The sequence below is a fragment of the uncultured Maritalea sp. genome (assembly GCF_937139385.1).
GTDB classification, from domain to species: domain Bacteria; phylum Pseudomonadota; class Alphaproteobacteria; order Rhizobiales; family Devosiaceae; genus Maritalea; species Maritalea porphyrae_A.
The window spans coordinates 1-15,174 of the sequence record NZ_CAKZPW010000186.1 but is presented as its reverse complement, the minus strand read 5'-3'; the positions used below and the strand labels follow the sequence as shown (position 1 = coordinate 15,174).

Sequence of the window (15,174 nt, the reverse complement as noted above, 5' to 3'; positions counted from 1 at the left end):
ATCGTCGAGTTTTTGGCGAAACGCTACGGGCAAAATCCACACGTTGCTGCATGGCAAACCGACAATGAATATGGTTGTCACGACACAACAATTTCCTATTCGGAAGCGGCATTGCACGCTTTTTGGCAATGGTGCGAAGAACGCTACGGCACGATTGAAGCGCTCAATGAGGCTTGGGGAAACGTCTTTTGGTCGATGGAATATAGTTCGTTTGAACAAATTGACTTGCCCAACCTAACCGTGACCGAAGCTAATCCAGCTCATTGCATGGCGTTTCGGCGGTTTTCGTCTGATCAAGTGGTCAGCTTCAATCAACTGCAAACTGAAGTGATCAAGCGCTATAGCGGTGCGCCCATCGCTCATAACTATATGGGGCGTATAACAGAATTTGATCACTTTGAAGTTGGCGAAGACTTAGAAATCGCCAGCTGGGACAGCTACCCGCTCGGCTTTTTGGAAGACCGCATAGATGCTGATGAGACATTCAAGCATGATCATGCGCGTCAGGGGCACCCCGATTTTCAGGCCTTTCATCACGATCTCTACCGCGCCGTCGGCAAGGGCCGTTGGTGGGTGATGGAGCAACAACCGGGGCCAGTCAACTGGGCACCATATAACCCAGCACCTTTGCCCGGCATGGTACGGCTTTGGACATGGGAAGCTTTTGCCCATGGCGCTGAAAACGTTATGTATTTTCGCTGGCGGCAAGCCCCATTTGCGCAAGAGCAAATGCATTCGGGCCTGTTGCGCCCTGATAGTGAAGTTGCCCCAGCCTTTGATGAAGCAAGTCAAGTTGCATCGGAGCTTGAGGCTTTGGCTGAAGACGACAATGTTCAAGCCAAAGTGGCTTTGGTGTTTGATTATCAAAGCGCTTGGGCCACGGACATTCAGCCACAAGGCAAACATTGCCACTACTTCGACTTGGTGTTTGACCACTATCGTGCAGCCCGAAAACTGGGCCTATCAATCGATATTATCTCGCCAACTTGTGCGGATTTGAGCGGCTACGAGCTGTTGATGATACCGGGGTTGATGACGTTGAGCGCTCCATTGCGCGCAGCTATTGAAGGTTTTGTTGGGCTTGTGCTGGCGGGGCCGCGTACGAACGCAAAGACAGCTGAATTCTCCATTCCTTTGCCATTACCCCCAAATTTACCGGGCTTAAACGCAACAATTGAGTATGTAGAAAGCTTGCGCCAAACCGCTAAGGTGCCACTAACTATACCCGGCAATTTCATAAAATGGCGCGAACAGCTTGCAACGACTGGCCAAATTGTGGCCACCACAACCGACGGTGAGCCCGCGATCATTGAACACGGCAATATCCAATATGTCGCTGGTTGGGGGGATCAAGAAGTATTGGTGTATTTGCTCGAAAACATGTGCGCAAAACGCAATGTCGCGACCGAGAAAATGCCAAACAGCGTTCGCCGTCGCGACACAAAGAATCATCGCTTCTATTTCAACTACGCCAACCAACAGCGTACCATCGCGGATCGCATGATTGAGCCAGCAGGTGTGATTTGGGTCGAGCACATATCAACCTAAGAGCTATTTCCCCTTTATGGTTTCTCTGCTAGTGAGCAAGAAACGAAATTGGGGATCAACGTGATGAGTGAGCAATCCAACATGGCAGCAAATCCAATACTTGCAGAATTCGTGCGCGGCAATATGGTTGAAAACAAGCACCGTGGCGCCTTCTGTGTTGTCGATGAACATGGCAAAGTGATTGCCAGCGCTGGCGAAGTTGATGCAATGATTTATCCGCGATCTGCCATTAAGTCATTGCAAGCATTGGCTCTTTTTCAAAGCGGCGCAGTCGAGAAATTTGAACTCACTGACCAAGACCTAGCTTTGGCATGTGCATCCCACAAAGGTGAGGAATTTCATGTTCAGGGTGTTTCTACATTCTTAGCAAAAATCGGCATGACAGCGGCAGATTTGGAATGCGGCGCACATGCCCCATTTGGCAAGGAAGCGCGAAAGTTGCTGCGAAATTCGGGTCAGCAGCCCACAGCATTGCACAATAATTGTTCGGGCAAACACACCGGGATGTTGGCGGTAGCCAAAGCGCTTGGCGTTGATCCAAAAGGGTACATTGAGCGCGAACACCCGGTACAAGTGTTGGTGCGCGAGTGTGTTGAAAGGGTCTTGGAAGTGCCCCTTACACCCGACCATTGCGGGCGCGACGGATGCTCAATTCCAACTTGGGGCGCACCGCTCAAATCTTTTGCTCATACATTTGCGAGAATGTCTTCAGGGTCCAATGCACTTCCAGCCATTTATGCGGCTGCTGGAGATCGATTATTCAACGCAGCGGCCAGCAATGCAGAACTGGTTTCGGGCACCAATGGCTTTGATACAGACGCGATGAATGCATTTGCGGGTGATTTGATGCTAAAGGTGGGCGCGGATGGTGTGTTTTGTGGCGCACTACGTAGTCGCAACTGGGGTTTTTCCCTCAAGTGCGACGATGGCAACATGGATGCAGCACACGCGATTGTAGCCGGACTTTTGAGCGCGATCGGTGGAAACTCAGAAAAAGTCGAAGCGGTGCTTGGCGCACAAAAGGCTCAAATTACCAAGAATTGGCGTGGTTTTGAGGTTGGGCACATGCAATCATCTGGCGAAATTGTCAGCTACTTCTAAACGCGAACTAGTTGAATTGGTTGTCCGAAACACTGATCAGCGGATATTTGTCCGCTGATTTTTGCAAGTCCAACTCAGCAATGTCATCCCAAAGGGCACCAACGATAGCTGCCTTTTTCACACCGCTTATCTGATTGTTTTTTACCTGAGCAGCACCGATCCCTTCGGCCAGTGATACATAAACCCCATAATCGACTTCACGGATTAAGTTGTCGGTAACCGAGATGTTGCGCATATAGGGTCCCCAACCAGCAGCAATGCCGCTGCCTAGAACATTTTCAACAATATTGCCATCCACCACGATGTCCGCTTCAACGCCAATGCCAACAGGCACAGTGTCTGGGTTGTTGGGGCTGGTCTTCCAAATGTTGCGCACGATATTATTGGCGCAAACTGCCAGGTGTCCACCATCATTCCAGTTGGTAATGGATATGCCTTGGGCCGCCCCATCAACGATATTTTGGGCGACAATTGAGCCGGAAAAGTCAAATTCAGAAAAGATCGCTACTTCAGATAAATTGCGGCAGTTGTTGCCAATAATTTGGCAGTTTACGGTGCCATTCGCTCGAATGGCTGAGAAGGCACAATCCGTTATGACATTGTTGGCAACAATAACGTCCGCCGAACGAAAAACATTGATTCCATTGCCATATTGGCCGTTGCCACCGTTGCGCCAATTGATGTTTTTAATGTGATTTCCAGTAACGATTGAACCATCGTGGCCATTGTCGTTCCGCCAAACCAATATGCCATTGTTTTCGCATCCATCAATTGTGTTGTTGATGATGGAAAGCCCTGTTGCGTCAGTTGATGCAATCGCAGCGCCGGCAATGTCAGTGAGTTGGTTTTGTGCTAACGATCCGCTGGTCGCATAGAGTGAAATGCCGTTTGACGACGACTTTTCAAACCGGCACTCTGAGACCAGAACATCGGCGCAGTTGACCAAATCTAATAGGCCAAAGCCGCCCGAAGTGCTGACGCTGCCCACGCCAATAAATGCCACGCTTTCTATGCTGATGTTTTGCGCATTTTGGCCGCTAAGTATGGGTTTGTCGGCATAAGCGCGCAGTTTTGTTTGCCCACGCACCCCCATAATGGATATATTTGAAGGCAAGGTGATATTGCCGACCACATATTCTCCGGCGGGAAGAAATAAAGGTTGCCCAAGCGCGCTTGCGCGTTCAAGCAATGTCGTCAACTGCTCACCCGCATCGCTACCAGAGTTCGCAACGAGCCCGTTTGCCCCGGCATCCAAAGCACCAAACTGTGCCACAGCACCTGCACCGCTCAGCAGTGCGGAGCTCGCTCCAATGCCCATTGATGTCAAAAGTCTGCGTCGCGAAATCATGCGTTGGGTCTCCATCTTTGCCAGATATTGACCATCAAACGTCTCAAGGCGCAATCAAAGCTTTGAGTTGGCGTTAATGCCAAGGTTTAAAGTTTGCGCAATCGCACGGCGGTGCCCGAACAGGTTACCATAAGCATTGCTCCGCGAGAGCCAACAGTTTCATAGTCCAGATCAATACCCACAACAGCATCAGCCCCCATCATACGAGCGCGATCCGTCATTTCTTCAAGGGCTGCCTTGCGGGATTTTGCCAAGGTTTCTTCGTATGCGCCGGACCGGCCGCCAATATAGTCCGTCACGGTTGCCATAAAATCACGGATAATGTTTGCGCCCAGAATGGTTTCGCCCATCACGATACCCAAGTATTCAGTGACCTCAAATCCCTGCAGCGAGTCAGTGGTTGTTGTTAGCATGTTGCCCCCAAAATATAATTTATTCATCCGCAGATAGGGATAAACAAGACATAATCCAAGCCTTGGCTTCAATTAGTTCTGTTAAAAACCCATTATTACTGCCACAAGATGCGCATAATCTATTGAGATTGATCTATTGAGCGTCTTATATAGCCGCATAGCAACTACGAAGGGCCACAATGGAACGGTTTGTTGACGGCACGGTCTATTTGGGAACCAGCACCCAAGGCGAATATCTCAATCTAAAACTGGCTAACCGCCATGGGTTGATTACTGGCGCTACAGGCACAGGAAAGACTGTCAGCCTGCAAATTATGGCCGAAGGTTTCTCCCGCGCGGGTGTTCCTGTTTTTTGTGCCGACGTTAAGGGCGACCTTTCCGGCATTGCAATGGCTGGCGAAACCAAGGATTTCTTGGAAAGCCGAGCAACTGAAATTGGGTTTGGCGATTATACCTACGAAAGCTTTCCGACCATTTTTTGGGATTTGTTTGGCAAGCAAGGACACCCGATCCGTGCAACGATTTCGGACATGGGGCCGCTGTTGTTGTCGCGCTTGCTTGATCTTTCCGACGTACAAGAGGGCGTGTTGAATGTCGCCTTTGCGCTGGCAGACGACGAAGGCTTGCTGCTGCTGGACTTGAAAGATCTGTGCACATTGCTCGTTGAAATCGACGAACGCTCGGACGAGATTTCAAAAACCTATGGTCGAGTTTCACGTGCCTCTATTGGAGCCATTCAGCGTTCGCTGTTGGTGCTTGAACAGCAAGGTGCTGAGAACTTCTTTGGCGAGCGTGCCCTTGATATACAAGATTTGATGAAAGTGGATGAAGACGGACGCGGCTTCGTTTCTGTGCTGGCGGCCGACGAATTGATGCAGTCACCGCGCCTTTATGCAACATTCTTGCTGTGGCTGTTGTCTGAGCTATTTGAGGAATTGCCCGAGGTTGGTAACCCTGAAAAGCCGCATCTTGTGTTCTTTTTTGACGAAGCTCACCTGTTGTTTGATGATGCACCAAAGGCTCTGCTTGATAAAGTCGAGCAAGTTGTGAAATTGGTGCGCTCAAAGGGTGTTGGCGTTTACTTTGTGACCCAGAACCCGCTTGATATTCCCGATCCAGTTTTGGCTCAACTTGGCAACCGGGTGCAGCATGCTTTGCGCGCTTATACGCCGCGCGAACAAAAAGCTGTGCGCACGGCGGCAGACACATTCCGTCCTAATCCAGATTTTGATACTGAGGAAGTCATCACCCAATTGGGCGTCGGCGAAGCGCTTGTTTCCACATTGGAAAAAAAGGGTGTGCCTTCTGTGGTTGGACGCACCATGATGCGGCCTCCATCGTCCAGAATGGCACCAATTACCCCAAAGGAACGCGCTGCAATTCTGCGCCTTAGTCCAATGGGTGACCTTTATAACGAGACCATTGATCGTGAATCAGCGGCTGAGGTGCTCGCTGAGCGCGCAGAGCAGCGCCAGCGTGAGGAAGAACGTCAGCGCGAGCGGGAAGAGCGCGAACGTGAAGACTATGGTCGTATGGGCCGTTCTCGCTCTGGGTATGAAGACAGCGTGCGCGATGATCGGCCAACCAGGCGGTCGCGGTCAAAGAAGCGCCCATCTACGCGGCAAACGACAACAGAAAAAGCAATCAACAGTTTCGCAAGAACAGTTGCACGTCAGCTGGGCAACCAGTTGGTGCGTGGCATTCTTGGCAGTCTCAAGCGCGGTCGGTAGGTTTTAAATTGCTCAAAAGACGTTCAAAAAACAAAATGGCGAAGCTTGAATCTATCAGCAAGCCTGCCGGGTTTCTCGCTCCTGTTGGCCGAGCCAGCCAAAAGATTCACGTTGAAGAAGCGCACAGCTGTGGTGAATTCTTGGCGGGCAAAGGATCAAAAATTATCTGCACGGCACCAAACGGTGAAGTGGGGGTGGCTTTGATCGCTGGCGCTTTGGCGACAGGCGGTGAGGTGCAAGTATATTCAGATCCTGACCACAAAGGCATTACAAAGCCAGTGGGGGCGGAATGCATTCAAGTGGAAAAGGACTCCACACAAATATGTTTGGCCGAAATTGGCCACATGTGGGTGATGCCGCCTGCATTTGCCGACCTTGAACGTTATCTGAAAGTTTGGGTTATGTCAGGTTATCGCCCACTGGTTTGCTTGTCGCCCCGCGATGAGTTTTTGCTGTTGCGCGGTTTCGTGGAAGAAATCGTTTCAGCCGGTAGCCCCAAAGCCGCCGAACGCCTGATTTTTGCGCGCTCGGCAAAAGAGGGCTGGGAAAAACTGTCCGAATTGTTGTATTAAGAACGGCAATAAACCGTTCCTAAACGTGCTCTGGATGTCGGGTTGGTTGGCGCTGCGCAAACAACTGCACCACATTGCTGGGCGTATCCTGCGCAGGACGTATAGTCTCTATGTAGGCGTCCACTCGCTTGGCAAGCGAGTTGTTGCGCACCGGAATGCGTCTAAATTTTGCCGGCAACGCCAAACGTGCGGTCACTCGTTCGCGAATGTAGGCGGGAGACATAGGCTTGACGATGACTTCATCGATTCCTGTGATGCCAATTTCGCGCTGCATATTTCGATCAATATTGCGGGTTAAAGCAACAATTTGCATGTTTTCTGTATGCATTTGCGGATTGGATTTCAGCGAAGACACCAACTGTGGGCAGCTCATATCGTTGAGCTGATAGTCGCATAACAGCAAATGGATGGGCGCAATACGCAGATAGATTTGCAACGCCTTGTGGGTTTCAAACACACGCACCCGCATATCTTGGCAATCGCGCAACATCATGGCGAGTATCGAGCTCAAAGCTCTATTTTGTGCAACAATACCAACTACTTTTAATGTACGCACCCAAATCACCTTCTTTAGTTAATGAAACATTAACATTGATGTTGTGGTGGTGAGAAGGAAAGAAATCACTTTCCCCAGTTTGCACAGAGGCACCTGGCTTGACATAGGCAACGCGTGCTAGATATTGATTGATTTAGACATGATAAACTCGCCCCAGCGTGAGGCCGGAACAAGTGGTATTAGCGAAGCTTAGAATCAAAGCGCAACGCAGTCGGCAAAATAGTTGATCACACCATCATCATCGCTCAGCTGCACAAGTCCATGAATGTCGGTTTCAAAGCCGGGGCACTCGCGTGCAAATTCGCGGTTGAATTTGAGATAGCTAACAATCTTTTCATTAAAGACTTCACCTGGGATCAACAGTGGAATGCCAGGCGGGTAGGGCGTGACCAAACTCGTTGTAATGCGGCCCTCCAATTCGTCAATCGGCACACGTTGTGTAGTGCGTTGGGCAATATGGGCAAAAGCGTCGCTGGGTTTCATGGCCGGTGTATGATCGCTCAAATACATGTCGGTAGACAAAACGGCTACGTCATATTTTGCGTAAAGAGCATGCACGTGTTGACAAAGATCCCGCAATCCCATGTGCTCGTAACGCGGATGCTTTGCACAGAACTCAGGCATTATACGCCACATGGGTTGGTTTTTATCGTAATCGTCTTTGAACTGCTGCAGCTCCGTCAGCAATGTATTCCATCGGCCCTTGGTAATGCCGATGGTGAACATGATGAAAAAGCTATATAGCCCGGTTTTTTCCACGACCACACCATGCTCAACCAGATATTTGGTTACGATAGAGGCGGGAATGCCGGTTTCTTCAAAACGGCCATCCAAGTTTAGCCCAGGCGTAAGCAATGTCGCTTTGATCGGGTCCAGCATGTTGAAGCCGCGCGCCATGTCACCAAATGCGTGCCAAGAGTCTTCGCCGTCCGATTTTTGCACCCCTTCGGCGTCGGTTCTCTTGAGTACCCAATCCTGTGGGTCGCCAATACCTTCTTCCACAAGTTCGTCTGGCCCCCAAACTTGGAACCACCAATCCTGTGCGCCAAATTCATCGTCGACTTTGCGCATGGCACGTCGGAAATCCAAAGCTTCGGCTATGCTTTCTTCTACCAACGCGGTCCCACCCGGAGGTTCCATCATTGCTGCTGCCACATCACAGCTAGCGATAATGCTATACTGTGGGCTGGTGCTGGTGTGCATCAAATAGGCTTCGTTGAACAACGGCCGATCCAGTTTGGTTTCTTGTGCATCCTGCACAAGCACGTGGCTTGCTTGGCTAATGCCCGCCAAAAGCTTGTGAATGGATTGCGTCGCATAGGTCACAGAATTGACTGGCCGCGAGCGGTTCAACCCCATTGCATGGAAATTGCTATAGAAGGGATGAAACGCCGCGTGCGGTAGCCATGCTTCGTCAAAATGCAAGTTTTCCACATACCCGTCGAGCAAATCCTTGATGGTTTCTGTGTTATACAGCACCCCATCATAAGTGGACTGGGTGAGTGTCATTACACGTGGCTTGACCGTGTCTGCGTCCACACCCGATAGCAGCGGATTGGCGCGAATTTTGGTTTTGATAGCGTCAATTTCAAACTCTGACTGTTGAATAGGGCCGATAATACCATGGTGATTTCGCGTTGGTTTCAAGAATACGGGAATGGCCCCGGTCATGATGATCGCGTGCAAAATCGACTTGTGGCAATTGCGATCCACCACGACCACATCACCTGGCGCAACCGTGTGATGCCAAACAATCTTATTGCTGGTGCTGGTCCCATTGGTCACAAAGAAGCAATGATCAGCATTAAAAATGCGGGCTGCATTTCGTTCTGATGCGCCAATGGCGCCATTATGGTCCAGCAATTGGCCCAATTCTTCTACCGCATTACACACATCAGCCCGCAACATGTTTTCACCGTAGAACTGGTGATACATCTGCCCAATAGGGCTTTTCAAAAACGCTACCCCACCGGAATGGCCCGGGCAGTGCCAAGAGTAGGAGCCGTCCTCAGCATAATCCAACAATGCCTTGAAAAAGGGTGGCTGAATGCTTTCAAGGTAATTCTTTGCTTCGCGAATAATGTGCCGTGCCACAAATTCGGGCGTGTCCTCAAACATGTGAATGAAGCCGTGTAATTCACGCAAAACATCATTTGGCAAATGGCGGCTGGTTTTGGTTTCACCATAAACATAAATCGGCACATCAGGGTTCTTCCAACGCACTTCTTCAATGAATTTGCGCAAGTTTAAAACCACAGGATCTAGTTCCGGTCCGGGGCTAAACTCTTCATCGTCAATAGACAGCAAGAAAGCGCTGGCGCGCGATTGCTGCTGCGCGAACTGGGAAAGATCACCGTAACTGGTAACTCCCACAACCTCAAAACCCTCAGTTTCAATGGCTTGTGCCATCGCACGGATTCCCATGCCAGAGTTATTGTCTGATCGAAAATCTTCATCGATGATGAAGATGGGAAAACGAAATTTCATAACTTGTCCTTACAAGAATTCAAGGTCGCAATTGCTCTAAATCACGCTTGCTTTTGTGGGATTCATATCATCAAACTCCAGCGGTTGGATAGTGCGATCCCCCCAACATCTCATTAAAGATTTGCATCGGTAGAACACAAAAAAGCCCGCTCAACCAAAGGAAGAGCGGGCTTAAAACTAACAACTAAGAATGCTAGCTGGCTGCGTCAAACAGCTCCGCTACATATTCCCAGTTGATCATGGAATCGAAAAACGCTTCGAGATATTTCGGGCGCGCATTGCGGTAATCGATGTAATAGGAGTGCTCCCAAACATCACAACCCAAAAGCGGGGTTTGACCGTGGATCAATGGATTTTCGCCATTAGGTGTTTTGGTGACTTCGAGCTTGCCATTGTTTAGAACAAGCCATGCCCAACCAGAACCAAATTGTGTAGCGCCAGCATTCAGAAATGCTTCGCGGAATGCAGCAACAGAACCTAGGTCTGCAATGATTTTGGCTTCCAATTCACCAGGAATTGCGCCGCCGCCATCTGCTTTCATCCAATTCCAGAAGTGCAGGTGGTTGTAGTGCTGGGCCGCATTGTTGAAAAGACCAGCGTTTTTGCCGTGGCTTTCGCGCACGATGTCTTCAAGCGATTTGCCTTCAAGACCTGAACCTTCAAGCAGTTTATTGCCGTTGGTTACATAGGCTTGGTGGTGCTTGTCATGGTGAAACTCAAGAGTTTCGGCTGACATGTAAGGTGCCAATGCATCATATGCATAGGGTAGATCTGGAAGTTCTAAAGACATGGGTGCCTCCGTTTTTGTAAAGCTTTTTAGCGATATCGCCGCAGTTCTATAGCTTTATAAGCCGTTGGAACCGCGACAACAATACTTCGATAAGAAATTACTTTTTAAATCCGCACTATTTTGTAGTTTCCAATGCGAAAACATATGCCATCGCAACCTCTTTTATTCGCTCGAACCGCCCGGACATGCCCCCGTGACCCGCGCCCATATGGGTTTTTAGGATTAGCGGATTTCCGTCTGTTTTGGTCACGCGCAGTTTGGCAACCCATTTCGCAGGCTCCCAATAGGTAACGCGCGGATCAGTCAGGCCTGCCATCACAAACATGGAAGGATAGTTCTGCGCAACGACGTTGTCATAAGGTGAATAAGCGGCAATGCGTTCGTAATCTTCTTTTGATTCAATCGGGTTACCCCACTCAGGCCATTCTGGTGGGGTGAGGGGCAGAGTGTCGTCAAGCATGGTGTTGAGCACATCAACAAAGGGCACCAACGCGATAATGCTGCCAAACAGCTCCGGCGCTTTGTTGGCAATTGCGCCCATTAACATGCCACCGGCAGAGCCGCCCATGGCTGCAATCTTGCCTTTTGAAGTGTATCCCTTTTCAATCAACATGTTTGCTGAAGCGATGAAGTCATCAAATGTGTTGGTTTTGTTTTCACGCTTGCCGCTTGTATACCACGCATAACCTTTTTCCATGCCACCGCGAATGTGAGCAATGGCATAAACCATGCCGCGATCAACAAGCGAAAGGTTGTTTTCGGAAAATCCAGCAGGCATCGACATGCCATAAGAACCATAGCCATAAAGCAGCAATGGCGCGCTGCCATCCAGTTTTAGGTCTTTGCGATGCAAAATGGTTACGGGTACTTGCTCACCATCTGGAGCCGTCGCAAACAGGCGCCGTGTCACATAGTCCTTAGGGTCGTGACCAGATGGGATTTCTTGCGTTTTAAGCAAAGTGCGCTCTTTGGTTTTTAAGTCATAGTCAAAAACCTGCGAAGGGGTGGTTGGTGACGAGTAATAGTAGCGAATTTCGCTGCTTTCATACTCGTAGCCACCTGCAACTGAAAGCGTATAGGCTTCTTCGTCAAAGCTAATCGCTTCTTCTTCACCAGTCGAAAGGTCGCGAACAATTATGCGCGGCAATCCGTTGAATTGCTCTTTGCGCACCAAATAGCCGTCTTTTAGGAAGTAGCCTTGCATCAAAATACCGGGGCGATGCTCTATCAGGTCGACCCAGTTTTCAGCGCCCGGCGAGGCGAGGGGGGCGGTGACCATTTTAAAATCAATCGCACCATCTGCGTTGGTGACGATATAAAGTGTGTCCCCCGCATCTTCGACACCATATTCTCGGCCCTCAACACGTTCTGCGATCAACACTGGGGCGCTATTCGCATTGTGCGCGTCAATATAGCGGATCTCGCTAGTTTCATGATCATTGGCATCGATCAAGATCAGGTTGCCCGAACTGGTCTTGTGCAACCCAAGGAAAAAGCCAGGGTTTTTCTCTTCGTAAACAAGGCGATCGTTCTTTGCATCGTCGCCCAACACGTGCTGAAACACTTTGTGGGGACGGTGGTTTTCATCTTGAATGATGTAGAAGAAGCTTTTGCTGTCAGCTGCCCACACCGATCCACCAGAAGTATTGACGATCTGGTCTTCAAGTTCTTTGCCCGTTTTAAGATCACGAACGTAAATCGTGAAATACTCTGAGCCTTTACGGTCGCAAGACCAAGCAAGATATTTGTGATTTGGGGAATGCGAAGCACCGCCAGAGCGGAAATAGCCGTCGCCTGCCTCAACATTATTGTCGATCAGCACCACTTCGTTGCCGCCATCGCGATCAATCCGACACAATTGGCTATATTGCTGCCCTTCAAGGGTGCGGGAAAAATAGGAGAACGGGCCGTGTTTGAACGGCACGGTTGTGTCATCTTCTTTTATGCGGCCGCGAATTTCTTTGTAAATCGTGTCTTTGAGCGTCTCATGTGCGCCCATAAAGCCTTCAAAATGGGCGTTTTCTGCTTCCAAATAGGTGCGGATGTCTTCGCGCAACACGGAAGGGTCGTGCATCACCTTTTGCCAATTTTCATCGCGTAGCCAATGGTAGACGTCATTACGTTTATGGCCGTGGTTCTCGCTTAAATGCGGGCGGGTTTCTGCAATTGGCGGAGTGGATGTGCCCATTGTGTCTATTCCTTTTCGTTTGGCAGTGAAATGCAATAGCGCCTGCCAAACTCTGGTTTTTACGATTTTTCAGACCGATCATTATCGACCTTGGGACCTACATATGGTCTTTGATAACCAATTTGTAGGATTCGCTGCAAAATCATAAACTAACGAATGTGCGCCAATTGGCAACCATTTGGCATCAGTTGAACCGACAGGGCGACAAAATTGGGGCAAACACCTTCATCTCGAACTCTGCACATGCGTTCTGCAACGCTTGAAGATGAAGCGGGCATCGCACGTGCGTGTTTAATGACAGCGAACAGCGGCACTGATGCAAGCGCGCTCTATTCGCGCCCTGATCTCCCGGCTCTCATTTGGGCAACGCCTTATTTGCACCATTCGCCCCGACACTGCTTTGTGGTGGAGCACGACCAAGAGGTGGTTGGCTTTATTGTATCAACCCCAAACACGCGTCACTTTGAAAATTGGGCACGTGCTCATTGGTGGCCAGAAGTTGAACGCAAACTGTTTGCTTTCAAGCCACGAACGGCGCAGGACAAAAATGCCTTGGCGATAATTAAAGCCATGCGCCAGCCCGCGCCAGATTATGCAGATAGTTACCCCGCGCACCTTCACATTAATCTATTGCCTCAAGTTCAAGGCACTGGCATTGGTCGAAAACTGATGACAGCGGCCCTAGAGACCCTAAAAACTGCTGGTGCGCCTAGCGTTCATCTGGGAGTGGCGTTGCAGAATACGAAGGCAATTGGCTTTTACAAAGCGCTAGGGTTCAAAGAAATCGAACAAAGTGGTGCGCTCATTTTGGGCAAAGACCTTGAATGATGGACGCATCTGCCAACTTGTGCGGATTGTACACGGTTTTTAGCCGGATTTGTGGCCCTCAGTCTTGTCCACACGCCTGAGGGCGGGTCAAATGGCGTCTAAGTGTGGGATGATTCGCCAAGTCGCAATTGCGTTGGCGGTTTTTGTCATATCAAAGACTGAGATCAAGAGGCAGCAATGATACCAACTCAATCGCAAAGTTTCTCCATGTTGCTTGTTGCGATCGCGCCGTTTCTTGCAGCGTTTGTTGCGCCGACGGTTAAGCGATTTTTGCCCAATCACGCTGGTTGGGTTCTCGCGCTTATTCCAACGAGTATCTTTTTGTATCTGCTCAGCTTTGTGGATTTAATTGCCCAAGGCGAAAAAATCCAATTTGCACTACCATGGATTCCAAACCTTGGTATTCAACTAAGCTTCTATCTTGATGGGCTCAGTCTGGTGTTTGGCCTGCTGATTTCTGGCATCGGCGCCTTTATCGTCATTTATTCGGGTGGGTATCTGAACGGTCATCATCACCTTGGCCGATTCTATGCGTTCATTCTCATGTTCATGGGCTCAATGCTCGGCCTTGTGATGTCGGACAATATCATCACCTTGTTTGTGTTTTGGGAACTCACTTCGATCACATCATTCTTGTTAATTGGGTTTGACCATTCGCGCCAAGCTTCACGTCGCGCTGCAATTCAGGCGCTTGTGGTAACCGGTGGTGGTGGACTGCTTTTGCTTGCTGGTTTGTTGTTGATGGCGTTCACCATGCGAACACTGGACATCAGCACAATGCTGCAACAACCCGGTTTTATGAGCGAACAGCCCACTTATTTGCTTGTATTTATCCTCGTTTTATTTGGGGCTGCAACAAAATCTGCTCAAGTGCCATTCCACTTCTGGTTGCCAAACGCAATGGAAGCACCAACTCCAGTTTCAGCCTATTTGCACTCAGCAACAATGGTAAAAGCCGGGGTTTATTTGCTGGCCCGCATGAGCCCGATTTTGGGTGGAACGGTTGAATGGCAGGTGACCTTGCCAATACTTGGTGGTATTACGCTGATAACCGGCGCACTTTTGGCACTTCGCCAAACAGATATGAAACAAATGCTCGCTTATACGACTATGGCGTCGCTTGGCATGCTTGTCATGTTGATAGGCAATGGTTCCAAAGAGGGCATTTTGGCCGCCATGTTGTTCTTGGTTGCGCACTCCTTCTACAAAGGAGGCTTGTTCATGGTGGTGGGCTCCATTGACCATGAAACGGGGACGCGAGACATTACTCAAGTGTCTGGCATTTGGAAATCTCTACCAGTCACCTTCTTTGGCGCGGCACTTGCCGCAGCTTCAATGGCCGGACTTCCGGTTGCACTCGGCTTTTTCGCAAAGGAAGAGATTTACTTGATCGCAAAAGGAATGGAGTGGCAACACTGGCTGCTTGCGGTCACTGCACTTGTGGGCAATGCATTGATGATGGCTGCAGGTGCGGCAATCGCCATTCGCCCCTTCTTGGGCGTGCGCATTGCGACGCCGAAAACCCCCCATGAAGCGCCATTGTCCATGCTTGTTGGACCAGCTATTCTAGCAGTTTTGGGCGTCGTCGTGGGCCTGTTTATCCATCAGTTCGG

At 49.7% G+C, this 15,174-nt stretch carries 12 protein-coding genes; 6 read left to right on the top strand and 6 right to left on the bottom strand.

The features are described 5' to 3' along the window. Both Q0231_RS08020 and Q0231_RS08015 read left to right on the top strand, forming a co-directional pair. The coding region (locus Q0231_RS08020) for a beta-galactosidase (protein WP_299346983.1) at positions 1-1,548 on the top strand (1,548 nt) is incomplete at its 5' end. Between the two features lie 63 nt (positions 1,549-1,611). Further along, on the top strand, positions 1,612-2,649 hold the full coding sequence (locus Q0231_RS08015) for an asparaginase (protein ID WP_299346981.1): 1,038 nt from the start codon (positions 1,612-1,614) through the stop codon (positions 2,647-2,649). A 7-nt stretch (positions 2,650-2,656) separates the two neighbouring features. Here Q0231_RS08015 and Q0231_RS08010 read toward each other — a convergent pair whose 3' ends face one another. Together Q0231_RS08010 and Q0231_RS08005 are read right to left on the bottom strand one after the other, a co-directional pair. Continuing rightward, entirely contained in the window at positions 2,657-3,997 is a 1,341-nt protein-coding gene (locus Q0231_RS08010; protein ID WP_299346979.1) for a TIGR03808 family TAT-translocated repetitive protein, read from the bottom strand. An 86-nt stretch (positions 3,998-4,083) separates the two neighbouring features. Then, positions 4,084-4,410: a YbjQ family protein gene (locus tag Q0231_RS08005; protein ID WP_269392343.1), complete on the bottom strand. Its 327-nt coding sequence runs from the start codon at positions 4,408-4,410 to the stop codon at positions 4,084-4,086. A 179-nt stretch (positions 4,411-4,589) separates the two neighbouring features. Between Q0231_RS08005 and Q0231_RS08000 the strand changes: the two genes are divergently transcribed. Then, positions 4,590-6,140 (top strand): helicase HerA-like domain-containing protein, encoded by a 1,551-nt coding sequence (locus tag Q0231_RS08000; RefSeq protein WP_299346977.1) that lies wholly within the window; start codon positions 4,590-4,592, stop codon positions 6,138-6,140. Positions 6,141-6,175: 35 nt separating this feature from the next. Further along, entirely contained in the window at positions 6,176-6,712 is a 537-nt protein-coding gene (locus Q0231_RS07995; RefSeq protein ID WP_299346975.1) for a hypothetical protein, read from the top strand. A 19-nt stretch (positions 6,713-6,731) separates the two neighbouring features. On the opposite strand, the gene Q0231_RS07990 is transcribed toward Q0231_RS07995, so the two are convergent. The 4 genes from Q0231_RS07990 to Q0231_RS07975 all read right to left on the bottom strand — a co-directional run bounded on the left by Q0231_RS07990 (position 6,732) and on the right by Q0231_RS07975 (position 12,733). Next, on the bottom strand, positions 6,732-7,268 hold the full coding sequence (locus Q0231_RS07990) for a two-component system response regulator (RefSeq protein WP_269392340.1): 537 nt from the start codon (positions 7,266-7,268) through the stop codon (positions 6,732-6,734). 195 nt (positions 7,269-7,463) lie between these two features. Then, entirely contained in the window at positions 7,464-9,755 is a 2,292-nt protein-coding gene (locus Q0231_RS07985; protein WP_299346972.1) for an arginine/lysine/ornithine decarboxylase, read from the bottom strand. 193 nt (positions 9,756-9,948) lie between these two features. Then, positions 9,949-10,545 (bottom strand): superoxide dismutase, encoded by a 597-nt coding sequence (locus Q0231_RS07980; RefSeq protein WP_299346970.1) that lies wholly within the window; start codon positions 10,543-10,545, stop codon positions 9,949-9,951. 115 nt (positions 10,546-10,660) lie between these two features. Continuing rightward, a complete protein-coding gene (locus Q0231_RS07975) occupies positions 10,661-12,733 on the bottom strand; it encodes a S9 family peptidase (RefSeq protein WP_299346968.1) in 2,073 nt (690 codons plus the stop codon). A gap of 210 nt (positions 12,734-12,943) precedes the next feature. On the opposite strand from Q0231_RS07975, the gene Q0231_RS07970 reads away from it, so the two are divergent. After that, complete coding sequence (locus tag Q0231_RS07970; protein WP_299346965.1) at positions 12,944-13,561, top strand: GNAT family N-acetyltransferase; 618 nt, start codon at positions 12,944-12,946, stop codon at positions 13,559-13,561. Positions 13,562-13,738: 177 nt separating this feature from the next. Continuing rightward, on the top strand, positions 13,739-15,174 hold a 1,436-nt coding region (locus Q0231_RS07965), incomplete at its 3' end, for a proton-conducting transporter membrane subunit (protein ID WP_299346963.1).